28 protein-coding genes are annotated in these 24,599 nt (G+C 71.8%); 12 read left to right on the top strand and 16 right to left on the bottom strand.

Going from position 1 to position 24,599, the window contains the following annotated elements:
• Positions 1–37: 37 nt before the first annotated feature.
• A complete protein-coding gene (locus tag ABD361_RS01500; protein ID WP_344432736.1) occupies positions 38–499 on the bottom strand; it encodes a carboxymuconolactone decarboxylase family protein in 462 nt (153 codons plus the stop codon).
• A gap of 47 nt (positions 500–546) precedes the next feature.
• On the opposite strand from ABD361_RS01500, the gene pdxR reads away from it, so the two are divergent.
• Entirely contained in the window at positions 547–1,995 is a 1,449-nt protein-coding gene (gene pdxR, locus ABD361_RS01505) for a MocR-like pyridoxine biosynthesis transcription factor PdxR (protein WP_344432737.1), read from the top strand.
• A 142-nt stretch (positions 1,996–2,137) separates the two neighbouring features.
• Here the strand turns inward: pdxR and ABD361_RS01510 are convergent, their stop codons facing one another.
• A complete protein-coding gene (locus ABD361_RS01510; RefSeq protein WP_344432738.1) occupies positions 2,138–2,980 on the bottom strand; it encodes a YwqG family protein in 843 nt (280 codons plus the stop codon).
• 51 nt (positions 2,981–3,031) lie between these two features.
• Between ABD361_RS01510 and ABD361_RS01515 the strand changes: the two genes are divergently transcribed.
• Positions 3,032–3,388 carry a hypothetical protein gene (locus ABD361_RS01515; protein ID WP_344432739.1) on the top strand — a complete coding sequence of 119 codons (357 nt, stop codon included), beginning with the start codon at positions 3,032–3,034 and terminating at the stop codon, positions 3,386–3,388.
• Positions 3,389–3,398: 10 nt separating this feature from the next.
• On the opposite strand, the gene ABD361_RS01520 is transcribed toward ABD361_RS01515, so the two are convergent.
• The 4 genes from ABD361_RS01520 to ABD361_RS01535 all read right to left on the bottom strand — a co-directional run bounded on the left by ABD361_RS01520 (position 3,399) and on the right by ABD361_RS01535 (position 6,535).
• A complete protein-coding gene (locus tag ABD361_RS01520) occupies positions 3,399–3,926 on the bottom strand; it encodes a hypothetical protein (protein WP_344432740.1) in 528 nt (175 codons plus the stop codon).
• Between the two features lie 750 nt (positions 3,927–4,676).
• Entirely contained in the window at positions 4,677–5,555 is an 879-nt protein-coding gene (locus tag ABD361_RS01525; RefSeq protein WP_344432741.1) for a hypothetical protein, read from the bottom strand.
• Between the two features lie 141 nt (positions 5,556–5,696).
• Positions 5,697–6,125, bottom strand: coding sequence for a nuclear transport factor 2 family protein (locus ABD361_RS01530; protein ID WP_344432742.1), 429 nt, complete (start codon positions 6,123–6,125; stop codon positions 5,697–5,699).
• A gap of 74 nt (positions 6,126–6,199) precedes the next feature.
• A complete protein-coding gene (locus ABD361_RS01535) occupies positions 6,200–6,535 on the bottom strand; it encodes a hypothetical protein (RefSeq protein WP_344432743.1) in 336 nt (111 codons plus the stop codon).
• Between the two features lie 121 nt (positions 6,536–6,656).
• On the opposite strand from ABD361_RS01535, the gene ABD361_RS01540 reads away from it, so the two are divergent.
• Both ABD361_RS01540 and ABD361_RS01545 read left to right on the top strand, forming a co-directional pair.
• A complete protein-coding gene (locus ABD361_RS01540; protein ID WP_344432744.1) occupies positions 6,657–7,496 on the top strand; it encodes a helix-turn-helix domain-containing protein in 840 nt (279 codons plus the stop codon).
• A gap of 113 nt (positions 7,497–7,609) precedes the next feature.
• Complete coding sequence (locus ABD361_RS01545) at positions 7,610–7,810, top strand: DUF397 domain-containing protein (RefSeq protein WP_344432745.1); 201 nt, start codon at positions 7,610–7,612, stop codon at positions 7,808–7,810.
• A 270-nt stretch (positions 7,811–8,080) separates the two neighbouring features.
• Here ABD361_RS01545 and ABD361_RS01550 read toward each other — a convergent pair whose 3' ends face one another.
• The gene (locus tag ABD361_RS01550) at positions 8,081–9,580 is read right to left on the bottom strand and encodes an alpha/beta hydrolase (protein ID WP_344432879.1); all 1,500 of its coding nucleotides are present in this window, start codon (positions 9,578–9,580) and stop codon (positions 8,081–8,083) included.
• 50 nt (positions 9,581–9,630) lie between these two features.
• Between ABD361_RS01550 and ABD361_RS01555 the strand changes: the two genes are divergently transcribed.
• Complete coding sequence (locus ABD361_RS01555; protein ID WP_344432746.1) at positions 9,631–10,584, top strand: helix-turn-helix domain-containing protein; 954 nt, start codon at positions 9,631–9,633, stop codon at positions 10,582–10,584.
• Here the strand turns inward: ABD361_RS01555 and ABD361_RS01560 are convergent.
• A complete protein-coding gene (locus ABD361_RS01560) occupies positions 10,547–11,599 on the bottom strand; it encodes an aldo/keto reductase (RefSeq protein WP_344432880.1) in 1,053 nt (350 codons plus the stop codon). The two genes, ABD361_RS01555 and ABD361_RS01560, sit on opposite strands and share 38 nt — an antisense overlap.
• A gap of 158 nt (positions 11,600–11,757) precedes the next feature.
• Here ABD361_RS01560 and ABD361_RS01565 point away from each other — a divergent pair, with 158 nt between their 5' ends.
• Together ABD361_RS01565 and ABD361_RS01570 are read left to right on the top strand one after the other, a co-directional pair.
• Entirely contained in the window at positions 11,758–12,411 is a 654-nt protein-coding gene (locus ABD361_RS01565) for a TetR/AcrR family transcriptional regulator (RefSeq protein ID WP_344432881.1), read from the top strand.
• Positions 12,412–12,492: 81 nt separating this feature from the next.
• Positions 12,493–13,656: a serine hydrolase domain-containing protein gene (locus tag ABD361_RS01570; RefSeq protein ID WP_344432747.1), complete on the top strand. Its 1,164-nt coding sequence runs from the start codon at positions 12,493–12,495 to the stop codon at positions 13,654–13,656.
• Between the two features lie 55 nt (positions 13,657–13,711).
• Here the strand turns inward: ABD361_RS01570 and ABD361_RS01575 are convergent, their stop codons facing one another.
• From ABD361_RS01575 to ABD361_RS01585, 3 genes are all read right to left on the bottom strand, one after another.
• The gene (locus ABD361_RS01575) at positions 13,712–14,554 is read right to left on the bottom strand and encodes a zinc-binding dehydrogenase (RefSeq protein ID WP_344432748.1); all 843 of its coding nucleotides are present in this window, start codon (positions 14,552–14,554) and stop codon (positions 13,712–13,714) included.
• A gap of 217 nt (positions 14,555–14,771) precedes the next feature.
• The gene (locus tag ABD361_RS01580; protein ID WP_344432749.1) at positions 14,772–15,137 is read right to left on the bottom strand and encodes a MerR family transcriptional regulator; all 366 of its coding nucleotides are present in this window, start codon (positions 15,135–15,137) and stop codon (positions 14,772–14,774) included.
• A gap of 68 nt (positions 15,138–15,205) precedes the next feature.
• Entirely contained in the window at positions 15,206–15,598 is a 393-nt protein-coding gene (locus ABD361_RS01585) for a VOC family protein (protein ID WP_344432750.1), read from the bottom strand.
• 108 nt (positions 15,599–15,706) lie between these two features.
• Here ABD361_RS01585 and ABD361_RS01590 point away from each other — a divergent pair, with 108 nt between their 5' ends.
• Positions 15,707–16,720 (top strand): hypothetical protein, encoded by a 1,014-nt coding sequence (locus tag ABD361_RS01590; protein WP_344432882.1) that lies wholly within the window; start codon positions 15,707–15,709, stop codon positions 16,718–16,720.
• Between the two features lie 163 nt (positions 16,721–16,883).
• Here ABD361_RS01590 and ABD361_RS01595 read toward each other — a convergent pair whose 3' ends face one another.
• A complete protein-coding gene (locus ABD361_RS01595; protein ID WP_344432751.1) occupies positions 16,884–17,312 on the bottom strand; it encodes a hypothetical protein in 429 nt (142 codons plus the stop codon).
• A gap of 80 nt (positions 17,313–17,392) precedes the next feature.
• A complete protein-coding gene (locus ABD361_RS01600; protein ID WP_344432883.1) occupies positions 17,393–17,878 on the bottom strand; it encodes a carboxymuconolactone decarboxylase family protein in 486 nt (161 codons plus the stop codon).
• 150 nt (positions 17,879–18,028) lie between these two features.
• Here ABD361_RS01600 and ABD361_RS01605 point away from each other — a divergent pair, with 150 nt between their 5' ends.
• Positions 18,029–18,937, top strand: coding sequence for an RNA polymerase sigma-70 factor (locus ABD361_RS01605; RefSeq protein ID WP_344432752.1), 909 nt, complete (start codon positions 18,029–18,031; stop codon positions 18,935–18,937).
• Here the strand turns inward: ABD361_RS01605 and ABD361_RS01610 are convergent.
• Complete coding sequence (locus ABD361_RS01610; RefSeq protein ID WP_344432753.1) at positions 18,916–20,313, bottom strand: FAD-dependent monooxygenase; 1,398 nt, start codon at positions 20,311–20,313, stop codon at positions 18,916–18,918. The two genes, ABD361_RS01605 and ABD361_RS01610, sit on opposite strands and share 22 nt — an antisense overlap.
• Before the next feature lie 91 nt (positions 20,314–20,404).
• Between ABD361_RS01610 and ABD361_RS01615 the strand changes: the two genes are divergently transcribed.
• The gene (locus ABD361_RS01615; protein WP_344432754.1) at positions 20,405–21,004 is read left to right on the top strand and encodes a TetR/AcrR family transcriptional regulator; all 600 of its coding nucleotides are present in this window, start codon (positions 20,405–20,407) and stop codon (positions 21,002–21,004) included.
• Positions 21,005–21,319: 315 nt separating this feature from the next.
• Here the strand turns inward: ABD361_RS01615 and ABD361_RS01620 are convergent, their stop codons facing one another.
• On the bottom strand, positions 21,320–21,877 hold the full coding sequence (locus ABD361_RS01620; protein WP_344432755.1) for a TetR/AcrR family transcriptional regulator: 558 nt from the start codon (positions 21,875–21,877) through the stop codon (positions 21,320–21,322).
• Between the two features lie 95 nt (positions 21,878–21,972).
• On the opposite strand from ABD361_RS01620, the gene ABD361_RS01625 reads away from it, so the two are divergent.
• Positions 21,973–22,596: a DUF2867 domain-containing protein gene (locus tag ABD361_RS01625; RefSeq protein WP_344432756.1), complete on the top strand. Its 624-nt coding sequence runs from the start codon at positions 21,973–21,975 to the stop codon at positions 22,594–22,596.
• Here ABD361_RS01625 and ABD361_RS01630 read toward each other — a convergent pair.
• Complete coding sequence (locus tag ABD361_RS01630) at positions 22,566–23,531, bottom strand: GlxA family transcriptional regulator (RefSeq protein ID WP_344432757.1); 966 nt, start codon at positions 23,529–23,531, stop codon at positions 22,566–22,568. The two genes, ABD361_RS01625 and ABD361_RS01630, sit on opposite strands and share 31 nt — an antisense overlap.
• An 80-nt stretch (positions 23,532–23,611) precedes the next feature.
• Between ABD361_RS01630 and ABD361_RS01635 the strand changes: the two genes are divergently transcribed.
• Positions 23,612–24,544, top strand: coding sequence for an NADP-dependent oxidoreductase (locus ABD361_RS01635; RefSeq protein ID WP_344432884.1), 933 nt, complete (start codon positions 23,612–23,614; stop codon positions 24,542–24,544).
• Positions 24,545–24,599: the final 55 nt, after the last annotated feature.

The raw sequence follows: 24,599 nt of genomic DNA on the forward strand, positions 1-24,599 counted from the left end.
TGGGTTTCACCCCAACGGGGCGGCTCGTGCAGGCGTGTTACGGCTGGTAGGTGCCCGGCTGCTTGCGGGTCGTGACGGCGATGCGGTTCCACGCGTTGATCGTGACGATCGCCGCCAGCAGCCGGGCCAGTTCCTCGTCCGGGAAGTGCTGCGCCGCCCGCTCGTAGACCTCGTCCGGGACGAAGCCGTCGGTCAGGACGGTCACGGCCTCGGTCAGGGCGAGGGCGGCGCGTTCCTTCTCGGTGTAGTAGCCGTCGGCCTCCTCCCAGGCGCTGAGCAGGAAGATGCGCTCCTCGCTCTCGCCCGCCTTGCGGGCGTCCTTGGTGTGCATGTCGAGGCAGAAGGCGCAGCGGTTGAGCTGCGAGGCGCGGATCTTGACGAGTTCGAGGAGGGAGTGGTCCAGGCCCTCGCGGGAGGCGCGCTCCAGGCCGAGCATGGCCTGCCAGACGTTCGGGACGAGGGCGTGGAAATCGATGCGGTGGGGGGTCGTCGTGGTCATGGGGTCGACCGTAGTCCGGAAGTGGACCGGAGGTATGGTCCATTTCCATGGACGGATCGTGGGCCAATTCCGCGGGTGCCGGCACCGGCGGTGACCTCCACCTGGACCTGGAGCTGAGCGGCCCGGGCGGCGTGCGCGCCCGCCTCGTGCGCGCGCTGCGCGACGCCGTGCGCTCCGGCCGGCTGGCCCCCGGCACCCGCCTGCCCTCCTCCCGTACGCTCGCCGCCGACCTCGCCCTGGCCCGCAACACCGTCGCCGAGGCGTACGCCGAGCTCGTCGCCGAGGGCTGGCTCACCGCCCGGCGCGGCTCCGGCACCCGGGTCGCCCCGCGGCCCGCCGCGGCGCCCCGTACGACGGGTGTGCGGCGCACCGTGCCGCCGCTGCGGCCCCCGGTGGCGCCCACGTACGACCTGCGGCCCGGTACCGCCGACGTCTCCGCCTTCCCCCGCACCGAGTGGCTCGCCGCCGCCCGCCGCGCCCTGGCCGCTGCCCCCAACGAGGCCCTCGGCTACGGGGACGGGCAGGGCCGCCCCGAACTGCGCGCCGCCCTCGCCGGCTACCTCGCCCGGGCCCGCGGCGTGCGCACCGACCCCGGGCGCATCGTCGTCAGCGCCGGCTTCACCCAGGGCCTGGCCGTCCTCGGCCGCGTCCTGCACGCGCGGGGCGCCCGCGAGGTGGGCGTGGAGGCGTACGGCCTCGACTTCCACCGCGACGCCCTCGAACGGGCCGGCCTGCGCACCCGCCCCCTGCCCGTCGACGACCGCGGCGCGGTCGTGGCCGGGCTGGCGGGCCGGGACCGCAAGGGCGTGGGCGCCGTCCTGCTCAGCCCCGCCCACCAGTTCCCCACCGGCGGCGTCCTGCATCCCGACCGCCGTACCGCCGTCGTCGACTGGGCCACCCGCACCGGCGGGCTGGTCGTGGAGGACGACTACGACGGCGAGTTCCGCTACGACCGCCAGCCCGTCGGCGCCCTCCAGGGACTCGCCCCCGAACACGTCGTCTACTGCGGCACCTCCAGCAAGGCCCTCGCCCCCGGCCTGCGCCTGTCGTGGATGGTGCTGCCCGAACACCTCGTGCCGGAGGTGGTGCTGCTGCGGCGCACGGGGGAGTGGACGACGGGCCAGCTGGAGCAGCTCACCCTCGCCGAGTTCATCGACTGCGGCGCCTACGACCGGCACGTACGCGCCATGCGGCTGCGCTACCGGCGCCGCCGCGACCGGCTCGTCGCCGCCCTCGCCGCGCACGCCCCCCACATCGCCGTCACCGGCATCGCCGCCGGCCTGCACGCCGTCCTCGCCCTCCCGCCCGGCACCGAGGCCGCCACCCTGCGCGCGGCGGCCTGGCGCGGCCTGGCCCTGGAGGGCCTCGGCCGCTTCCGCCACCCGGGCGCCGACGGCGCCGGCGACGGCTTGATCGTGGCGTACGGCACGCCGGCCGACCACGCGTTCTCGGGCGCCCTGGAGGCACTGCTGAGCGTGCTGCCGCCGGCGGGTTAGGTGCGGGCGCGTCGTGGCTTGTCGCGCAGTTCCCCGCGCCCCTACGGGGCGCCCCGTAGGGGCGCGGGGAACTGCGCGATCGGCCAGTGACGGCCCGCAGACGAAGAGCCGTGCTGCGCCCGGCCCCCGCGGCGGCAGCCGCTTAGCAGCACTGCATGGTGATCCGTGCGCGGTCGAAGCGCCCCGCCGCCAGGTCCTCGGGGCGTATGAGCCAGTAGAGGGCACCGCAGTCGCCCCACATCATGTCGGCCTCGTCGTCGGTGTCGAACTGCGCGAGCAGCGTCCAGCGGCGGGCCTCCTCTGCCATGCGCGGGTCCTTCCACGACGTCCCCGGCCCCAGGAGGCCGTGTGCCACCTCCTCCTCCACCGGCCCCTGCACGGGCACGGCGTGGCCGCCGATGCGGTGCCCGACATCGCCCATGACGTCGTTGATCGCGTCGTCCAGCTCGTCGGGGACGTCGACGTCCTTGAGGACTTCCTCCGCGGCGTGGTGGTAGTGGTCGGGCGCGGTGACCGTGAGGCGCGCCGTGAGCCGGACGGCGGGGTGCGCGTCCAGCCCGTCCGGCGTGGGCCGTTCCGTGGTGACGGCCCCGGCCGGTATGTACAGGACCCGGGCGCCCGCGGCGCCGTCCGGATCGTCGCCGGAGAGGAACCCCTCCCCGTGCTCGCCCAGCTGCCCGTCGAAGTAGAAGAACGCCAGCGTGCCGTCCACCGGCAGCGCGACGTCCAACTCCCCGACGGGCAGCGCGGCGCAGTCCACCGAGGCGATGAAGCTGAGCGGCCCGTTCCCCTCCCAGACGGGCCACTCCACTCCCTCCGGCAGCGCCGGCCGCCCGCCCAGCTGCCCGACGACGGGCTCGCCCTCGTCGGCCGCGACCAGCCGGATCCCCGGCCGCAACAGGCCGATCCACTTCTCCGCGACGTCGGCGGGCAGGTGCGTACGGGCAAGCGCGTGCAGCGCCGCCCCGGTGGAACTCTGCGTCATGGAGATGATGATGCCGGGCACCACTGACAACGGGCTGGCTAGCATCGCGGGATGCCGCTTGTTGACATCACTTACGCCTCACATGTCCCGCAGGACGTTTTGCATCAACTGCGCTCTGTCCTGCCGCATTTGGTCTCGCTGGCCGTGGAGTGCCCCGAGGAGCCGTACGACGGCGACCTGCAGCCGGGGGACGTGGTGCTGCGCTTCCGCGAGTCCGGCCCGCTGGACAGTGGGGGCCTGGACGTGGTCGTGGAGATCCACTCGAAGTGGTTCGAGAGCCGGGCCGCGGACCGCCAGCGGCGCGTGGACGAGCTGCGCGAGCGCATGGCGACAGCTACGCCCGGGTTGGGGGACTTCGGGGTGTACCTGTCGTTGCCGGTGGCGGCGTGGTCCCAGGGGGAGGAGTAGTTCAGTGCCTTCAGTGGCCGGCGGCCTTGACCAGGGCGACGGCGGTACCGATCGCCGCGTCGGCCGTACCGGCCAGCAGCGCGACAACCAGGCCGCTGCCCATCCGGAGCCCGCTGTAGCAGCCCCAGGCGAACAGCGTCGCCACGCTGACCCCGGCTGCGGTGAGCAGCGCCGTATGCAGCGCAATCGCCCCGAGGGCGGACAGCAGGATGAGAATCAGCGGCCCGACGGCTGACAGCAGCAGCGGGCTGGAGACGAACAACGTCTCCCACAGGTACTGCTTGATCACCCCAGGCCGGTGCATGATCCGGTGCGCCTGCCCGTCCGCGACGATGGACGTCAGCCACAATCCCACCGCCGTGGCCGCGACCGACACGGCGGCAGTTGCCGGCCCGGCATGCCCGGAGTACGCCAGGGCGACGACCACCGCGATCATGGTGATCGTCGCGTACAGACGCTCCTTCAGCCGGGACGTCAGCAGGCCGATGCGATCGGCACCTTCTTCGTTCTGCGCGGACACCGGGGCCGTGCCATCCATGGTGACCACCGTAGGGCGAGGCACCGCCGCTACGGGCGCGCCATGCCCGGGGCGCTGCGCGATGTGGGTGCGGGTGCGGGTGCGGGTGGGTGGGTTTGGTGGTGGAGTGTGCGCTGCGCCGCTGCGCGGCTTGGGGGGCGGAGGGCCGGGCTGCGCCCTGGGGGCCCACCCGCTGCGCGGCTGGAAGGGCGAGCCCGGGAGTGTGTGGGTGCGCGGAATCGTTTGTCTGGTGGAGTGAGGCCCGCCGCTGCGCGGCTTGAGGGCGAGCCCCGTGCTGGCGGCGTTTCCCTTCCTTGTTGGGCGGTCGCTCCGCTTCGCTGCGCTGTCAGGAGGGCCCGAACCGGGTTGCGTGCCGTCTTGGCAGCGGAAACCCTCGCGGGGGTGCCCTCGCGGTGAGGGGTAAGGCTGCCAAGCCGCGCAGCGGCGGGCTTCACTGCGATCCGGGGTGACCTCCGCCTTGCGGGACTCGCCCTTCAGCCGCGCAGCGGCGCAGCTTCGCTTCATCACCCACCCCGGTGCCGGGCACCGCTCCCTTTCCGGGTGCGCGCTTCCAGCCGCGCAGCGGGTGGGCCGCCCAGGGCGCAGCCCGGCCCTCCGCCCCCCAAGCCGCGCAGCGGCGCAGCGTACACTCCGCCACCAAACCCACCCACCCAGCGCCCCGTAGGGGCGCGGGGAACTGCGCGAACGGCCACCGACGGCCCGCAGCCGACGCGCCACCTCCCGCGCCCTACGGGGGCGCTGGACACCGCCCTAGACCGGTGCCGTCGCGGGCCCCAGGCCCCCACGCAGGGCCTCGCGGACCGCGGCCATGCCGCGGCGCGTGGCCTCCACGGCGCCCGACACGTCCGCCGCCGGTGTGCTTCGGCACTCCCGGCAAGTGGCGGTCGCGTCCGCTCCCCGTACGACGCGGCCGCAGCCGCCTGCGCAGGTCAGCAGCGGTACGGGCGGTGGGGCCGCGGGAGCGGCCTCCGGCATCTTCCGCAGGAGCCGGTTGCGCACCAGCCCCGCCACGGAGTGGATCTGCGCAGGCAGCCCGGCCGTCAGTGCCTCCCGCACCTCCGCCAGCGTCGCCCCGCGCTCCAGCCACTCGCCCGCCAGGGGCGCCAGTTGCTGGATGTCGCGCCTGCCCAGCCGCAGTCTGCGTTCCTCGCGGGCGACGGACGCGAGCACGACCGCCCCGCGGTCGGCCAGCGGGTGGTGGGGAGGGAGGGATGTTGTCCCCCCGGTCTTTTCAGGGGAGCGACCGACCGGCGGGCACTCCGGTCCACCGACTGCCGGTTCCTCGGTACTCGGTGACGCCCACCCGTCCCGTACGGCCCGCGCCTCCTCGTCCGTGAGCGGGACGTTCGACACGAGCTGGAACGTCCCCCACCGCCCGCGCCGCCCCTGCGTGCGCCACTCGTGCACGTAGCCCTCGGCCTTCAGTTCGCGCTTGGCGCGCTGGAAGGCGGTCGTCTTGATCCCGGCGCGCCGGGCCGTGTCGGAGAGGGGCGGGGCGTCGGCCCCGGGCGGCAGCGAGACGTGCCAGGCCAGCAGGCGTACGGCGTCGGACGACAGCCGCGGGTTGCGCAGGATCTCGTTCGGAAGCTGAGTGAAGGAACGCGTGGGAGCGATAACATGCGTGGGCATTTGCGGGAGGACTCGTCTCCTAGCGGGTGTAGACCCCCGTTCGCCGGTTGCAGCCAGCGTCGGGGGTCGCTCCGTATACGGACGAAGCAACCCGATGAGCCGCAACGTACGGCAGACGCCCGCCCGGAAGCGCGCATTCCGTCATTCCGACACCCGTACGGGTTGCGGATCGACCAGCGCACGCTCCCAGTGCTGCGTGTCCGCGTACTCCCGCATGCTCACGATCTTCCCGTCGCGGATGGTGAAGACGCCGCTGTTCTTCTGCTGGTACGGCCGGCCGGTCCGGCCCGTCGCCCACGAATCCCACTCCACGAACACCTGATCGCCCTCACCGAAGAGGTTGGTCACCCGCAGACCGACCTCCCGCTCCGGGTCGAGGTGCGCGAAGGCGGTGGCCAGAAAGCCGTTGATCACCTGTTCCCGGCCCTCCCACGTGCCCGAGATCGGCAGATCCCCGGCGTACCAGCAACTGCCGTCGGCAGCCCACGCGTTCCAGATCGCATCCTGATCGCCCGCCGCCAGCGCGTCGAAGTAGGTGCGTACGACGTCCTTGGGTTCTGTGCTTGCCATGCGACGAGTCAAGCAGCGTAGGCGATGCCGACCAAGGAGCGATCAGCACTCGCGGCGATCACGAATCGTGATCGTCACGCGTGCGCGTACCGCTGATGGAACCCCATCACCGTCGCCATCTCCACCGCCGTCGCCCGATCCCCCTCCCGCAGCGCCCGCGCCCGCTTCCGCTTGATCGCCCGGCACTCCTCGCAGGGCGTGGGTGCGTGGGGGGCCGTGTACGCGGCCAACGCGGCCGTCAGCAGTTCTGCCTCGTACCCGGTGAGCGGATCGTGAATGGACAGGTACACCTGCCCGTCGACGGGCGGCTGCGGTACGACCTGCACGCTGCAGCCGTGCGCCTGGAAGGCGTCGGCGAGTTCGCGGGCGGTACGGGCAGCGGCATGGCGGAGGTTGTCGTGTGAGGGCATGGGTGGGGGTACCTCGGTCGTGGGGTGTGTGTCTCCGTTCCGGTTCTCAGCATCGCGCCGTGGGGCTACGCTCACCAGGGGTAACGGTTTTCGGTTTTCCAACTCGAAAACAGGTGGCACGGTGCCCGCACCCAAGGAACTCGACCCTTCCCGCTCCCTCCCCGCCCTCTACGGGGCGAAGCTGCGCAAACTGCGCATCCGGGCGGGCCTCACGCAGCGCGAACTCGGCGCGCTCGTGCCGATTGCGCACAGCCGGATTGCGCAATTCGAGCTCGGCAACGAGACGCCGCCGCGGGACGTTTCGGATCGCTTGGACGAGGTCCTCGGCGCGGACGGCGACCTGAAGGACTTGTGGTGCCATGTTGACCGTTTCCCGCTGCCGAATGCCTTCTTGAAGTACCGGGAGTACGAGAAGAAGGCGACTGCCATGCACAAGTACCAGGCGCACACCGTGCCTGGCCTGCTGCAGACGGAGGCGTATGCGCGGGAGATCATCCGCCATGTGCTGCCATGGTGCACTCCCGACGAAGTCGACGAGAAGGTTCAGCTGCGGCTTGCCCGGAAGGAAGTGCTCGCAAAGCAAGAGCCGCCTCTGCTTTGGGCGGTACTCGACGAGGCGGTGATTCGACGCCCGGTTGGCGGCGAATCTGTCATGCGCGAGCAACTGGCCTACCTGTTGGAAGCAGCAGCGGCGCCCAACGTTGAAATGCAGGTCTTGCCCTTCGCGGCCGGGGGTCACGCAGGCATGGGGGGATCGGTGACAGTTCTGTCGTTCGCCAATGCGCCAGACATTGTGTACCTGGAAGGCGGCACCCTGACCGGGTTGGTCAAGGACCGGCAGGACGTGGCACGGCATTCCCACCGGTATGACCGCCTTCATGCCTTGGCGCTTCCACCGGAAACGTCTGTGAGATGGATCGAGAAGGCCATGAAGGAGTTCAGCACATGCGAGCCGATGTGACTCATGTCGTTTGGCGGAAGTCGTCGTACAGTGACGGGCAGACGGACTGCCTTGAGGTGGGCGCCCTCTGGCGCAAGTCGACCTACAGCACTGGCCAAGAAGCCTGCCTTGAAGTGGGCGACCTTTGGCGGAAGTCGACGTACAGCGCCGGTCAAGAGGAATGCGTCGAAGTCGCCGACAACATACCCACCGGCCCCACCCCCGCCGTCGTCCCTGTCCGCGACAGCAAGAACCCCGCAGGCCCCGCCCTCCTGATCCCGGTCGGGGCCTGGTCCGCGTTCGTGGGCGCGCTCAAGGCGGGCGGCGCCCGGTAACGTACGGCGGGTCTTGCCGTACGGCCAGCCGCAGGCTCCCGTACCGCCGCCCCGCCGGCGGCCTACGCCATTGCTTCACGAAGGTCTAAAGGGCCAGGTGCCTGTCCGGCGGACCTTCGTCACGCAGGACCACGGCGCCCCGAAGGGGCGCGGGGAACTGCGCGACAAGCCACGACGCGCCCGCAGACGGGCAGCGTGTCGGCGGCGGGCCGTCGGTGGCCGATCGTGCCCACGTGGCGGCAGCCGCAAATCGGTACTGCCTCGCGGCTCCTAAGCGGCGCCGTGGACACCCAAGTGCGCCAGCACACCCCGCATGGCCCGCCGCACCACCGCGCGTGATTCGTCCGTCACGTCGCGCGTCTCGAAGCCGTGGTGGGCGTGCGGGGCGTCGATGACCTCAATGTTTGATCCGCAGTCCTCGGCCGCGGCAACGAACTCCTCCACCGTGGCGGCGATTTCCGGCATCTCCAGGCCCACCCGGGTGAGGAGGAACGGCAGCGCGCCCGCATGCGCGATCGCCGATGCCGCGCGGAAGCGGTCGCCGGTCAGGCCCCAGTTCGGGAGCGGCGCGAGGATCGGGTACGTGGCGGCGACGCACCGCAGCCACTGCGGCGGCGCGGCCAGCCAGTCGGCCGTCAGCAGCCCGCCGCCGGAGAAGAACCACAGTGCCACCCGATCGCCGTCGACGCGCGGGTCGGCTCGTACGAGTTCGACGGCGGCGGCAACATCGCCAGCCGCGCGTTCGTAGTCGCCGACGTCGTGGAGGCGGTGGTCGAGGGTGGCGCCGACGACGCCCTGTTCCGCGGCGTACCGGCCGTACCCCACGAACGTCGGCCAGTCGCGCGGCGTGGGCTGCGCGCCGGCCGGTACCGGGCCGCCGTGGACGAAGACGATCGCGGGCAGCGGACCGTCGGTGCCGGGCGGCAGGTACAGGTCGACGGTGCCGTGGCGCTCGCGCGGCACCTCGGGCACGTCCAGCAGGAACGGCCGCAGGTGGGTGGGCGGTTCGCCGGCTGCGGCCGGCTTGAGCCGGTGGCCCTCGCCGCCGGCCGCGGCGATCAGGACGTCGGCCAGTTCGTCCGGGCAGGAAAGCATCGGCCAGTGGCCGGTCGCGAGTTCGAAGAAGCTCGTGCGCGGGTCGGTGAGGGCCTGCAGGGCCGGGTCGCCGAGGCCAACGAGCATCTGCAGCATCTCGATGCTCGTGCCGCTGCCGGTGCACAGCACCCCCGTCGTGGGGACGGCGGCCACCGCGCCCGTCAGCCGCAGGGGCTGCACCAACGTGCCCACCGGCTGGGGCGTGGCGAGGGCGGTGAGGCGGTCGAGGGCGGCGGCCGGGATGCCGTCCGTACTGCCCCAGCGCTGCCACTCGGCGGCGTCGGCCGGGGGAGGAACTTCACCGTCCGGCCCGTCCGCCTCGGCCAGGCGCCGGGAGAGCTCCTGGTCGGGGACGGCGGCCAGGGCCGGTACGCCGTCCCGGGGCATGCCGGAGTCCACGTACACGATGCGGGCGATGCGGTCGGCGCGGCGGTCGGCGGCGCCGACGGCCGGGTGGATGCCGTAGTCGTGTCCTGCCAGCACGATCTGCCGTCCGGAGGCGGGATCGACGGCATCTATTGCTGCCAGGACGTCGGCGATGTGGGCTTCGAGGTCCGGGCCGCCGGTGAGGGCCGGCGTACGCACCTCGGCGCCGGCGGCGGTCAGGCGGGCGGCCGTGGCCTCCCACACGTGGGGGCCGGTGAAGACGCCCGGCACCAGGATGAACGTGGTCAATGCGGTGGTCATGGCGGTTACGTTAGGAACTCCCCTTGGTGGAGGTTCAAGTGTTCATGTCGCAGGACGGCCTGTGCAGCATCGGTGAGCTCGCGCAGTCGGCCGGCGTCACCGTCAAGACCGTCCGCTTCTACTCCGACCGCGGGCTGCTGCCGGAGGCGTGCCGCAGTGCCGGGGGACACCGCCGGTACGGGCCCGAGGCGCCGGACCGGCTGCGCCTGATCCGTTCCCTGCGGGCCCTGGGGCTGCCGGTGCCGGACGTGCGGCGGGTTCTCGACGAGGAGGCGGCGGGGGAGCGGGCGCTGGAGGACGCGGTCGCCGGGCAGTTGCGCGAGGTCGCCTCCGGCCTGAAGGCGCTGCGCTGGCGGGAGGCGGGGTTGCGGCTGGTGCAGGAGTGCCCGCCGGGGGAACGGGCCGAGCGGCTGCGGCTGGTGGGGGCGGTGACGGCGGCGCCGAGCACCGATGTGCTGGTGCGGTTCTGGCGGGCGTGGCTGCCGGCGCGGATGCCGGGCGGGGCGACGGAGCGGTTCCTGGAGGTGGCGGTGCCGCGGCCGCCCGACGAGCCGGCGCCGGCGCAGGTGTTGGCGTTCGCGCGGTTGTGCGCGCTGGTGTCCGCGCCGTGTACGGGCGCTGTGCGCCCGCAGCCGGAGGTTCACGGGGTGGCCGGTGCCCGCGGGGCGGCGGTGTTGTACGAGGGGCTGGCCGAGGCGTACGAACTGGCGGCCGTCGCCCTCCGGCGGAACCGGGCGCCGCAGCCCGGGGAGGCGCTGGACTGCTTCGTCGCCGCGTACGCGAGCGCGTACGGCACGCGCGACAGCGCCGCCTTCCGCCGGCGGCTGGCCGGGCAGCTGGGGTCCGACCCGCGGCTCGACCGCTACTGGGAGCTGGTGGCCGAGGTCGCGACGCCGCCCGGCGGGCGGCCGGAGCCGACCGCCGGGGTCGCGCACGACTGGCTGCTGGCGGCCCTCACCGCTCCTGCGGTGCAGGGATCACGGGCGGGTTGAGGCGGGCGAAGGCGGCCTGCCGCTCGTAGGGGAAGTACGGGTAGGGGGCGGGGCGGTGGCTCGCGGCGTCGAGCCGCGCGACCTGCTCGGGCGCGAGGGACCAGCCGACGGCGCCGAGGTTCTGGCGCAGCTGCTCCTCGTTGCGGGCGCCGATGAGGACGGTGGCGACGGTGGGGCGCTGCAGCAGCCAGTTGAGGGCGATCTGCGGCACGGCCTTGCCGGTTTCCTCGGCGATCTCGTCGAGCACGTCGACGACGCGGTACAGGTGCTCGTCGTCGACCGGCGGGCCGTAGTCGGCGGTCGCGTGCAGCCGGCTGTCGGCGGGCAGCGGCGTACCGCGGCGGATCTTCCCCGTCAGGCGGCCCCAGCCGAGCGGGCTCCAGACGATGGCGCCGAGGCCCTGGTCGACGGCGAGGGGCATGAGCTCCCACTCGTAGTCGCGGCCGATGAGGGAGTAGTAGACCTGGTGGGCGACGTAGCGGGGGTGGCCGTGGCGGTCGGCGGCGGCGAGGGACTTCATCGTCTGCCAGCCGGAGAAGTTGGAGACGCCGGTGTAGCGGACCTTGCCCGCGCGGACGAGGGCGTCGAGGGTGTCGAGCACCTCCTCGACCGGGGTGCCGGCGTCGAAGGCGTGCAGCTGCAGCAGGTCGATGTAGTCGGTGTCGAGCCGGCGCAGGGCGGCGTCGACGGCCGTGACGAGGCGGGAGCGCGAGGTGCCGGCGTCGAGGGGGCCGTCGCCGAGGGGCAGGCCGGTCTTGGTGGAGACGATCACCTGGTCGCGGCGGCCCTTGATCGCCTGGCCGAGCACCTCCTCGGAGGTGCCGGCGGAGTAGACGTCGGCGGTGTCGAACATGTTCACGCCGGCCTCCAGGCAGATGTCGACGAGGCGCCGCGCCTCGTCGCCGCCGACCGTGCCCCAGGCGCTGAAGAGCGGCCCCTGCCCGCCGAAGGTGCCGGCGCCGAAGCTGAGCGCGGGGACGAGGAGCCCGGAAGCGCCGAGTCGCCTGTATTCCATGCCCGTGCCCGTGCCCGTACCCGTGTCCGTGCCCGTGTCCATGTCCATGGGGAATCCCTCTCCGAGAGGCTAACGGGTCTATAGTTCCGTTAGTAGGGAAGATAGCAGGGCCGGAGCATTAATGGAACAGGAGTCCCGTTATGGCGGGTGAGGATGGGATGACGGGCGAGGCGGCCGAGCCGGGCACGGTGCGACCCGGGGGGCGTACGGCGCGCGTACGGGAAGCGGTGCTGCGCGCCGCCGAGGACGCCCTCACCGAGGCGGGCTTCGCCCGCCTCGACCTCACCGACGTCGCCCGCCGCGCAGGCGTCGGCAAGACGACGGTCTACCGCCGCTGGGGCACGGCCGCCGGCCTCGTCGCCGACCTCCTGCAGGACATGGCGGACCAGTCGGTACCGCGCACGGAGACCGGCACCCTCGGCGGCGACCTGCGCGCCAACGCCGACCTCGTCCGCCGTACGCTGACCGACCCGCGCCAGGGGCCCCTGTTCAAGGCCCTGATCACGGCCGCGACGTGCGACGAGAAGGCGGCGCAGGCCCTCCACCGCTTCTACGAACGGCGGGTGGAGGAGTGGGCCCCCTGCGTCGAACAGGCCGTGCAGCGCGGCGAACTCCCCGCCGGCACGGACCCCCGGGAGGTCGTCCGCGCCGTCTCCGCCCCCCTCTACTACCGCCTCCTGACGACCCCGGCCCCGCCGGACGAGGCCGCGGCGACGCAGGCGGCCGCGGCGGCGGAGGCGGCGGCGCGGGCGGGGGCGTACGTGCGGGGTTCCCTTAGGGGGCGGGACGCGGCGAATCCACCTCGCTCATGATCAGGCATGCCGGTGGGGCACATAAGTTGATGGGGCATCAGCTCGTCCGTACCGAAGAGCCGAGAAAGGCCCGGGTGTCCCATGCTTCCGTCCGGCAAGACCGCCGTTGTCGCCGCGCTGCTCGCCGGCGCCGTACTGCCCCAGGTGGCGGCGGCACCGGCCGACGCGGCCACGCCGCGCACGACCGCCCTCCAGCAGGCCCTGGACTCGACGGTGGCGGCCGGCGTGCCCGGCGCGGTCATCGAGGTACGGGAGGGGCGCAAGGTGTGGCGCGGGACGAGCGGTGTCGCGGAGCTGGGCAGCGGGCGGTCGGTGAAGGTCGAGGCCGGGGATCGTTTCCGGGCGGGGAGCGTCACCAAGAGCTTCGTCGCGACGGTCGTCCTGCAGCTCGTCGAGGAAGGAAAGGTCCGCCTCGACGACCCCGTCGAGCGCCACCTGCCCGGACTCGTACCGCCCGGCGCCCACGGCGAGCGCGTCACGGTACGGCAGTTGCTGAACCACACCAGCGGACTGCCGGACTTCCTGACCGACGTCCTGCTGCAGAAGCCCGACGCGATACGGACCCTGAGGACCGCCGACTACACGCCGCGCGAGCTGGTGGCACTGGCCGTGGAAAAGGGCTGGAAGTTCGACCCCGGCGCGAAGGGGGCCTGGGCGTACTCCAACACCAACTACGTCGTGCTCGGCCTCCTGGTGGAACGCCTCACCGGCCACTCGCTGGGCCAGGAACTCAACCGGCGCATCATCCACCCCCTCCACCTCAGCGGCACCTCCTTCCCCACCACCCCGCAGCTCCCGCCCGGCCCCCACCTCAACGGCTACGAATGGCTGGACGGCCCCACGGCCACCCCCACCGACCTCACCGAATTCAGCCCCGCGGCCATCTGGAGCGCCGGCACGCTGATCTCCACCACCCACGACCTCAACACCTTCTTCCGCGCCCTGGCCGACGGAAAGCTGCTGCCGCCGCGCCTGATGCGCGAGATGCACACCATGCAGCCCATGGGCCCCGACCGCGCGGGCCGCTCCTACGGCCTGGGCCTGGAAGGCACCATCAACTACTGCGGCAAGGACGCCCCGGTCTGGGGCCACAGCGGCAGCGTGGCGGGCTACAACACGTTCAGCTTCACGACGGCGGACGGCAAGCGGCAGGTGACCCTCGCACTCAACAGAAACTTCACGAAGACGCCGGAGGCGGACGCGGCGACGCAGCACGTCCTGAGCACGGCACTCTGCGGCGACTAGATGTACGAGGCCAGGACGTTGGTTACGCCGGCGCGTAGCCGCCGCACGGGCGTTCCTAACGCCAGGGATCGAGGGCGAGCTTCCCCCGGGTCCGGCCCGATTCGAGTTGCTCCAGCACCCTGGCCCCCTCGGCCAAGGGGTGGACCTCAGGGGTGCCGGGCGGGTACACACCGCGGGCGATGAGGGCCTCGATCTCGGCGAGCAACGTCCGGTACAGGGACGGGGCCGTGACCGCCAGCGCACCGATGTGCAGCCCCTTGACCTGGACCTGGTGGGTGAAGACCAGATCGTGCGTGGTCAGGGTGGCGTCGCCGGATGCCGCGCCGAACACGACGATGCGCCCGGTGAAGGGCTTGGTGACCGACAGGCTGGTCTTGAACGTGGCCTGTCCCACTGATTCCAGGACCAGATCGACCCCGCCGACCCGCCGGGTGATCTCCTGCGCCAGGTCGGGGTGCCGGCTGTCCAGGACTTCGTCGGCGCCGAGTGCTTCGACGGTGTCGTGCTTCGTGGGTGACGCCGTGGCGATCACCCGCGCACCGTAGTGGCGGGCGAGGCGGACGGCGGCCTGCCCCACGCCACCGGCCGCGGCATGCACGAGCACCACCTCGCCCGCCTTGATCTCGCCCAGGGTCTTCAGTGCTGCCAAGGCGGTGGCCCAGTTCAGCACCAGACCGAGAGCTTCGGCATCGCTCCAGCCGGACGGCACGGGCAGGACACCCGCGGCCGGCATCGTCATGTACTGCGCGAAGGCACCCGGTCCGGCTCCGACGACGTGGGTGCCGAGCCGAAGGGGGCTGTCGACGTCCGGGCCGACCCCCACGATCTCGCCGGCGGCCTCGAAGCCCGCCACATAGGGTGCCTGCGGGCCTCCTCCGTACGTTCCGTGAGACTGCATCACGTCAGCGAAGTTGACCCCGGCGGCCCCGACGCGGATCAGGTACTCGCCGGGCCCCGGGGTGGGCCGAGGGTGATCGGTCGTGAGGGCCAGATCCTTCGGTCCCGAGTGCGATCGCTGCACCAGTGCTCGTACGGTCTGCCCGGCAATGTGCTGCTCTTTGATCTCCATGCGCCGACCGTAGAAAGCTGACACTTGCGTCAAGGTCAAGTGACGGTCAGAGATCGGTGCGGCGGGCTTCGCGGAGGTAGGCGTCGAGTGCTGCCTGCTGATCTCTGAGAACGGCAATGCGGGCGGCGAGCCGATCACGATGACTCTGGACCTCGTGCAGGAACTCCGCGCCCACGGCGTCGGCTCCGGCATGGGATCCGTCGGTGAGGCTGGGGAGGGCATCCCTGATCAACCGCACGGGCAGCCCGGACTCCAGCAGCGAGCGGATGACGAGCACCCGGTCGATCGTGGACTGGCAGTAGTCGCGGAACCCATTGCCGAATCGGCCCGGGACGATCAAGCCCTCGTCCTCGTAGTGCCGCAACGATCTCGCACTCACACCGCTGACTCTGGAAGCTTCGCCGATCTTCACACCTGCAGCCAACGTCCAGGAGCACCGCGATCTTCCAGCCCGCGCTACGACGAAGCGAAGCGGGCACGTCATCCGCGCAGGACAAGCCACTCCTGGAGTTCGACGAGGTTTCCCTCGGGGTCCATGAGATGGGCGACGCGCATGCGGTCCGTCATGGGGGCAGGGCCGTGGACGAGCTCGGCTCCTCGCGCGGCGATGTCCTTGCAGGAGCGGCCGATGTCGTCAACCCGCAGGACGACAAGGGACCGGTAGCCGGTCGGGGCCGGCGCGAGGTCGCCCAGGACCTGGGCCATCTGCGTGCGGTCCTGCAAGGCGATGCCCGCGCCGCCCCCGTCGGGAGTGAACTTCGCGTACGGGCCTTCCTCCGCTTCGAACTGCGGCTTCAGGCCCAGGACATCCCGGTAGAAGCGATAGCAGCCGGCGAAGTCCGAAACGAGAAGGCGAATCTGGGCAAGTTCCATCGGGTCCCCCTGGAGAACGGCAGCGCGAGCATTCGGCCCCAGCAGCGTGACGAGGACCGACCAGGCGCTCTTATCTTTCGCTAAGAATGTTCCCCTAGCGTCGTGAGCATGATGACGCAACGTGGTGCAGTCGGATCTGTTGTCCTCGCAGCCGTGGTCTTGACGGCGGGCGCCGGGGTGGCCGGCGCGGCTCCTGCCCCCGCCTCGCCCCACGGCAAGGTGACGGACAACCTGTACATGTCGCTCGGCGCGTTCGAGGATGCCACGTCCGGCAAGGACCCCAAGGTCAAGACCATGATTGACCGCAAGGACATCGGCGGTGTGCAGGTGGTGGTGCCCTGGAAGGCCCTCGAAGGGCGGAAGGGGGAGTACAAGTGGTCGCGGCTGGACGCCGCCTTGACGTACCTCCAGCAACGTCACAAGAAGTTGTTCGTCCAGGTTCAGGACCGGTTCTTCGACGTGGACATGAAGGACGCCAACCTTCCCCAGTACGTGAAGGATGAGGGCGGAATCGCGCCGACGATCGACGAGAACCCCGACACCGTCACCTCCCACGGGGCCATGGCCGCACAGTGGAACAAAAAGGTGCGAGCGGACTTTCAGGGCCTGCTCAAGGCGATGGCCGAGAAGTTCGACGGCAAGCTCGCCGGAGTGAACCTGCCGGAGACCGCGGTCGAGGTGGACACCAAGAAGGACCGGGCCAAGTACACTTCGAAGTCCTACATCGACGCCGAGATCGACAACATGTCCTACGGCAAAAAGGTCTTCACCAAGACGCAGTTCATCCAGTACATCAACTTCTTGCCGGACGACGACGACCACAAGCGCATGAAGGAGATGTTCGACCTCGCCCGGGACAAGAGGATCGGCATCGGCGGCCCGGACACCCTGCCCGACCGGCCGTATCAGATGGCGAACTCCTACAAGTTCCTCCACGAATACAAGGGTTCGCTCCCCCTCGTCGCCATGGCCGTCCAGGAACCCGACGTCAAGGCCAAGGACCCCAAGACCGGCAAACCGTACACCCGCGAACGGTTCACGGACTTCGCCCGTGACTACCTTGGCGCGCGCGACCTCTTCTGGACCACGGAGGCGGACTGGCTGCAAAAGCCTGCGGCATGACAGGCGTGGACAACCTCGCCGCGGCGGCCTGCACCCCTGGTGCCGAACCGGTGGTGCAGGCCAAGGCCAATGGCCACTGACGGACACGGCACGCTGGCGGGGCCTGCGGACTTCGGCCGGCACCCACGGCGCGGCGAGGAACGTGGCCGGTGTGGTAGGACGGCTAGCCACAGTCACCAAGGAACACACCCGAGTCGGCGACGGAATACGCCTCGTACAGCGTGATCAGCTCCATCGGAACGGCCAGCAGGTTGAACCACAAGCAGACGAAGGCCGTCGCTCCCGGCCACTGTTGCCAGAGCGGGACGTTGTACCGCCGGTGGATCCGCGTGCCCACCAGCACGCAGGCGGCCACTGCCCCCAGGCCGAGGGCCAGGCCGAGCCATGCGGCGGCGTATTCCGAGATGGGGAAGGGCATGTGCCGGCATGCCAGCTGCTGCTTCCAGGACCAGTCGCCCTCAATGTCCTCCGCATGCATGGAACTGACAACGCCGCCTACGGTGAAAGCAGGCACAAGCAATCCCGTGATGGCTGTGCCGGGCGTCACGGGAAGCTGCTGGGGCGTTTCCTCGCACGTCGCGTTCGTGGTCATCGATTCCCCCCTGAGCGGCCGCAACCGCAACAGCCTACGGCGCGCTCAGGGGGGATCGAGTGTCGGTTCGGTTCGAGGTGTCAGTTCAGTACTGCTGCGAACATGCCGGGCTCGTAGGAGCCTCCCTTCTGGTGGACGAGGACGGCCAGGCGGTTGGCGGCGTTGATCAGGGCGACCAGGGAGATCAGGGCCGCGAGCTGGTCGTCGTCGTAGTGTTCGCGGGCCCGCGCCCAGGTTTCGTCGGAGACGCCCTCGTGGGCGTCGGCGAGGCGGGTGCCCTCCTCGGCGAAGGCCAGGGCCGCCCGTTCGGCCTCGGTGAACACCGTGGACTCGCGCCAGGCCGCGACCAGGCTCAGCCGGACCGCGGTTTCGCCGTCGGCCACGGCGTCCTTGGTGTGCAGGTCGACGCACCAGCCGCAGCCGTTGATCTGGCTGGCGCGCAGCGATACGAGGTGCTGCGTGGACGTCGGCAGCGGCGACTGCTGAACGGCCATGCCCGCGTTGGCGAAGCGCTTGAGGAACTTGTTGCCGAACTCGTTCTCGAACATGTTGAACCGGGTGTCCATCACGTCGTCGTCCTCTCTCGTGCTCTCTTGTGGTCGTGCACTGGGTGACCACAAGATGCCGACGGGCCGTTTTCTGTGACGGGACGCCGGTGTGGCTCATGTCACCGCCTGCCGGCGTCACAGGAGCGGCCCGGCCGGCGTCTTGTGCGCGTGACGCCAACAACCGACCCCGCCACCGAGGCCTTCGTCGCCCACCGCAACCTGCTGTTCACCGTCGCCTACGAGATGCTCGGCTCGGCCGCCGACGCCGAGGACGTCCTGCAGGAGACCTGGCTGCGGTGGGCGGACGTCGACCTCGACGCCGTGCGCGACCGGCGCGCGTACCTCGTGCGCATCACCACCCGCCAGGCGCTCAGCCGGCTGCGCGCGCTGGGCCGGCGCAAGGAGTCCTACGTCGGCTCCTGGCTGCCCGAGCCGCTGCTGACCGCCCCGGACGTGGCCGAGGACGTCGAGCTGGCCGACAGCGTCTCGATGGCGATGATGCTCGTCCTGGAGACGCTCGCGCCGACCGAGCGGGCGGTGTTCGTGCTGCGCGAGGTGTTCGACCTGGGGTACGACGAGATCGCCGAGGCCGTCGACAAGACGCCGGCCGCCGTGCGCCAGATCGCGCACCGCGCGCGGGCGCACGTGGCGGCGCGCCGGCCGCGCGGCGTCGTCTCCCGGAACGAGAGCCAGGACGCGCTCGACGCGTTCCGGCAGGCGACCGAGACGGGCGATCTGCAGCGCCTGCTGGACATCCTCGCGCCGGACGTCGTCCTCCTCGGCGACGGCGGCGGCATCAAGAAGGCCGTCCTGCGGCCGGTCGCGGGGGCCGACAAGGTGGGCCGTCTGCTGATCGGCGGGCTGGGCAAGGTCGCCGGCCGGTTCTCGATGCGGTCGGCGCAGGTCAACGGCCATCCGGCGCTGGTCATGTCCCTCGACGGCGCGATCGACACCGTGCTGGCGGTGCGCTTCGACGACGGCCTCATCTCCGGGCTGTACGCCGTGCGCAACCCGGAGAAGCTCTCGCACGTGGAGCGGGAGACCGCGCTGATGCGTCAGCTGCGCGAGCCGATGTAACCGTCGGGGCGTACGACGACGTGCGTGCCGGGCGAGGCGTCGTACGCCGCGTGGGCGTGGCCGTCGTGGTCGACGACGTACGGGCCGCCGGGCGCGGCGTCGCCCGGGCGCAGCACCGCGTACGCGTGGGGCGCGTCGGGGGCCGGGGCGCCGAAGGCCAGGCGGGTGGGGTGCGGGCCGCGGTAGAGGTCGAAGAGCCGGATCCGCCGGCCGTCCGGGTCGGTGACCGGCGCGTCGGGCGCGCGGTCGCCGGCGACGATGCGGCCCTGAGAGGCGGGGGCGGTCCGGTAGGTGACGTCCAGCTGGCGGGTGTGCTCGCCGCGTTCGAGCGCGTCCTCGGACTTGTCCTTGTAGCGCTGCAGCAGTTCCGAGGAGATGCCCAGGACGCGCGCCGCCGTCGCGCGCCGTTCGGTCTCGTACGTGTCGAGGAGTTCCGGCGAGCCGTCGGCCAGCTTCCAGCCGAGGTTGTAGGCGTCCTGCACGCCGGTGTTCAGGCCCTGGCCGCCGGTCGGCGGGTGGGCGTGCGCGGCGTCGCCGGCGAGGAGGACGCGCCCCACGCGGTAGCGCTCGGCCAGGCGGGCGTTGGGCCGCCAGATGCTCGACCAGGCGGGGCGGCTCAGCCGGACGCCGGTGACGAACCCGTCGAGGATCTCCTGCAGCGTCTCCAGCGGGGCTTCGGTGACGCCGTCGGGCAGGGGTGCGTGGTACTGGAAGAGCCGGTCCGCGCCGGGCAGCGGGCTCAGGTGGACGCCGCGCAGGGGATCGGAGGCGCGGGCGAACCAGTGGCCCCAGTCGTGGTCCAGGTCGTCCGCCGCCACGTCCGCGATCAGCATGCGCGTCGCCTCGTCCGTCGTTCCGGGGAAGGCGATGCCGAGCGCCTTGCGGACGGTGCTGCTCGCGCCGTCGGCGCCCACGAGGTAGGCGGCGCGCACGGTCTCGCCGGTCGACAGGCGGGCGGTCACCCCGTCCGCGTCCTGGGTGAAGCCGACGAGGGCGGTGCCGAGTTCGACGCGTACGCCGAGGCCGGCGAGCCGGTCCCGCAGGACGGCCTCCGTCTGCGACTGCCCGAGGACCCAGGGGTTCGGGTGCGGCACGTCGGGGGTCGGGGTCGCGGGCTCGACCATGCGCCGGTCCATGACGTGGGCTCCGTCGAGGTGGATGCGCGTCGCCCGCACCGGGCAACCCTGCCGGAGCACGGCGTCGAGGACGCCGAGGTCCTCGAAGACCTCGAGGGTACGCGGCTGGAGGGTGTCCCCGCGCGAGCCGGCGAAGTGCCGGTCCGCCTTGTCGACGACGCGGACGGCGAGGCCGCGCCGGGCGAGGTCGATGGCCAGGGTGAGGCCGGTCGGGCCGGCTCCGGCGATGAGCGTGTGCATGGGTCTGGGTCCCCCTCGGGTGAGTGAATGATGATTCACTGAATCTGTATTCATTTTCAGTGTTGATACCGTTCCCGTCAAGGGAGGTGCCGTGAAGCGCAAGGAAAGGGCGGCGGAGACCGAGGCCGCACTGAAGGCCGCGGCGAAGCGGGTGTTCGCCGAACGCGGCTACCTGGCCACGAAGATCACCGACATCACGGCCGAGGCCGGCCGCGCCGCGGGCTCCTTCTACAACCACTTCGGCAGCAAGGAAGCGCTGCTGGAGGCGCTCATGGCCGACATGGCGGCCGAGTCCGACACGGTGGCCGCGGAACCGGGGCACCTGAAGGACTTCACCGACCCCGAGGCCGTGCGCCAGCACGTCGCGGCGTACATCCGCCACTACCGCGAACACGTCGTCACGATCCGCGCCGTGCAGCAGGCGGCACTCGTCAACGAGGAGTTCGCCGCCACTGTGGACCGCCGCGCGGCTGCCGAGGCGAACGACATCCTCGACCACGTCACGGCCGTGACGGATGCCGGCCGCAGCCTGCCGGGGCCGCCGGAACTGGCCGTCCGCATGGCGTTCGGGCTGGTCCACACGTTCCTGCAGAGCTGGCGGCAGCAGTTCGACGCCCTCACGGACGACGAGGTGACGGAGGCGCTGACGCGCTTTGTCTATCGCGGGCTGAACGGGTGCGATTACGCGTAGCGCGGCCCTTCGTCTGCTGGTGCGTCGTGGCTTGTCGCGCAGTTCCCCGCGCCCCTTGCGGGGCCGCGGTAGCGTCATGCAGCGCCCCCTAGGGGCGCGGGGAACTGCGCGACAAGCCACAGTGCGCCCGCAGGCGGGGTTCAGAGGTGGCGCATTCGGCTGCGGGCCGCCGGTGGCTGATCGCGCAGTTCCCCGCGCCCCTGACGGGGGGCTGCACAAGATGGCGGGCCGTCGGTGGCCGGTCGCGCCCGCGCGGCGGCAGCCGCAGATCGACGCCGCCCCGCGCCCCTGCGGGGCGCCCAGTCGGGCGCCGTCCTACGCCAGGAGGCGTTGGGCGGCTTGTTGCATGACCTGGGCGCGGGTGCGCGGGCCGTGGTCGGCGGCTACGAGGTGGTTGCCGATCCACAGGGAGAAGGAGAGCAGGCAACGGACCTCGACCTCCTCCGCGTCCTGGCAGAAGTCGCCGTAGAGCTCGCGCAGGTAGGCCATGCGCCGGTTGTCGCAGCGGCGCAGGCGGCGGGCCACCGCCTCGTCGCGCCTGGCCCAGTCGCGGATCGCGAGGTCGGTGGTGACGTCGGAGGTCAGCCCGTCGGCGGACGAGGCGATGGCCGTCAGCCGCTGGAGCCTGGTGCGGGCGTCCCCGCCGTCCGCCTCGACGCGTTCGATGATCTCGTCGGTGACCTCGCGCTCCCAGGCGTCGAGCATTTCGTCGAGGAGTGCGTCGCGATTGCGGAAGTACCCGTAGAAGCCGCCCTTGCTGACGCCGAGCGCCTGGGCGAGCGACTCGATCCGTACGGCGTCCGGGCCGCCGGCGGAGAGCGCCTCCAGGCCCGCCTCGATCCACTTGCCGCGCGGCGTGCGGGCCACGGCCATGGTTGTGTCTCCCCTCACTGCTCCCGCATCTATACGGCTCCGTACAGATGTGCCTACCCTCGATTTATACGTCACCGTATAGACGGGGGTTGCTCGTGAAACTGCCCAGAACCTCTCACACTTCCCGCCCCCTGCGGATCCACGGGATCGCCGGCGACTTCCACCTGGAGGACGTGTGGGACCTGCCCACCCCGGGCGGCCCCGACGACCTGCCCCGCCTCGTGCGGCTGTTCACCGAGGGCGAGCTGATGGGCGGCACCTCGGGCGCCGCCCGCCTGCTCTTCGCGATCCGCTGGAAGCTCGGCAAGCTCTTCGGCTGGGACAAGCCCGCCGCCGGCTTCGGCGCCCGCGTCGCGACCCTGCAGGACCGCCTGCCGGACGACCTGCGCGACACCGTGCCGGCCGCCGTCCTCGGCGTCGGCGGTTTCCGCCCCCTGTACGCGACGCACGACGAGTGGGCGGCCGAAATGGCCAACAGCACCGTGCACGGCATCCTGCACCTGAGCTGGGTCCCGGCCCCCGGCGGCGGCCACCGCGGCCGGATGGCCGTACTCGTCAGGCCGAACGGCCTGTTCGGCACCTGCTACATGGCCGCCATCAAGCCGTTCCGGTACGCGGTGGTGTACCCCGCCCTCCTGCACGCGATCGGCCGCGAGTGGCAGCGGCAGGAACGGAAGCCGGCGGGGGATCAGGCCGCCCTGCGGAACGTCCGCCGGTAGGCCCCCGGCGACACGCCGATCGTCGCGTGCAGGTGGTGGCGCAGGGTCGCATCCGTGCCGAAGCCCGTGCGCTCGGCGATGCGGGCCACCGGCAGATCGCTCGTCTCCAGCAGGTGCCGGGCCAGGTCGGTGCGCTGCTGCACCAGCCACTGGCCCGGGCTCATGCCGACCTCGGCGCGGAAGCGGCGGGTGAACGTGCGCCGGCTCATCCCGGCGTGCCGGGCCAGGTCGGCGAGCTGCAGGGGCTCGTGGAGGCGGTCCAGGGCCCAGGCGCGCGTCGCGGAGGTGCTGGCGTCGGTGCTGGCCGGTACGGGACGCTCCACGTACTGCGCCTGCCCGCCCTCCCGCTGCGGCGGGATGACGCACAGGCGCGCCACCATGTTGGCCACCGCGCTGCCGTGGTCCTTGCGGATCAGGTGCAGGATCAGGTCGATGCCGGACGCCGCGCCCGCCGACGTCAGGACGCCGTCGGCGTCCACGAACAGCACGTCGGCGTCCAGGTCGACCCGCGGGTAGTGCCGCCGGAAGTGCTCGGCGTGGAACCAGTGCGTGGCCGCGGGCCGGTCCTCCAGCAGGCCCAGGGCCGCCAGCAGGAACGTGGAGACGCAGATGCCGACGATGCGGGCGTCCGGCCGGATCAGGGCCATCGCCTGCGCCACCGGCTCGGGCAGGGCCGCCCGGTGCGTGATCTGCGTGAACTCCTCGGCGCCGGGCACGACCACGGTGTCCGCGCCGGGCAGGACCTCTGCCGCGGCGTGCCCGACGTTGATCGTGTAGTCCGAGGACGTACGGACGGGCCCGCCGTCCAGCGAGCAGGTGAGCACCTCGTACAGCGGCCGGCCCGCGGCGTCCCGGGCGACGCCGAAGAGCCGTCCGGGCAGGCTGAGCTCGAACGGAATGACGCCGTCCAGCGCCAGGACCACCACACGATGCATGGCCCAATGTTTGCACATCATGGCCCCCGGGCCACTGTCCCGGCGTGCGCCGGCCGGAGAGGCTGGGCACCATGAGCAAGATGAAGGCGATCAGCCAGCACACGTACGGCGGCCCCGAGGTCGTGGAGCGCATCGAGACCGACCGCCCCGTCCCGGGCCCCTCCGAGGTGCTCGTCCGCGTCCGCGCGGCGGGCATGAACCCCACCGACTGGAAGCACCGCCAGGGCGCCGGCTTCCTCGACCGCCTGCCCCTGACCCTGGGCTGGGACGTCTCCGGCGTGGTCGAGGAGGTGGGCTGGGGCGTCACCCTCCACCAGCCGGGCGACGAGGTGTTCGGCATGCTCCCGTACCCGTACGGCGTGGGGTCCTTCGCCGAGTACGTGGTCGCCCCCGCCCGGGCGCTGGTCCGCAAGCCCGAGACGATCGACCACGTCCAGGCCGGCGCCATCCCGCTGGCCGCGCTCACCGCGTACCAGGTGCTCGTCGACGCGGCGGACGTCCGCCCCGGGCAGCGCGTCCTCATCCACGCCGCGGCGGGCGGCGTCGGCCACTTCGCCGTCCAGATCGCCAAGGCGCGCGGCGCGTACGTCATCGGCACGGCGAGCGCCCCCAAGCACGCGCTGCTGCGCGAGCTGGGCGCCGACGAGGTGATCGACTACCGCACCGAGGACTTCACGGCGATCGAGCCGGTCGACGTCGTCTTCGACACCATCGGCAACGAGACGGCCACCCGGTCGGTGGACGTGCTCAAGCCGGGCGGCCAGCTGATCAACATCGCCATCCGTGACTTCCCGGACGACCTCGCTGAACGGGCCGCCGCCCGCGGCGCTCGCGCCTACCCCCTCCTCGTCGAGGCCGACCAGGCGGGCATGCGCGCCATCGCCGACCTGGTGCGCGAGGGCAAGCTGAAGGCTGTCGTCGAGGCCGTCTTCCCGCTGGAGGACGCCGCCAAGGGCCACGCGCTGGGCGACACGGGCCGCGTCACGGGCAAGGTCGTGCTGACGGTTTCCTGACCGCCCCCTCAACTCCCCTTCTGTTTTCGGCAATTGCCGCTGTCCCGACCCCCTC

It is taken from the genome of Streptomyces luteosporeus, from assembly GCF_039532865.1.
Lineage (GTDB): Bacteria > Actinomycetota > Actinomycetes > Streptomycetales > Streptomycetaceae > Streptomyces > Streptomyces luteosporeus.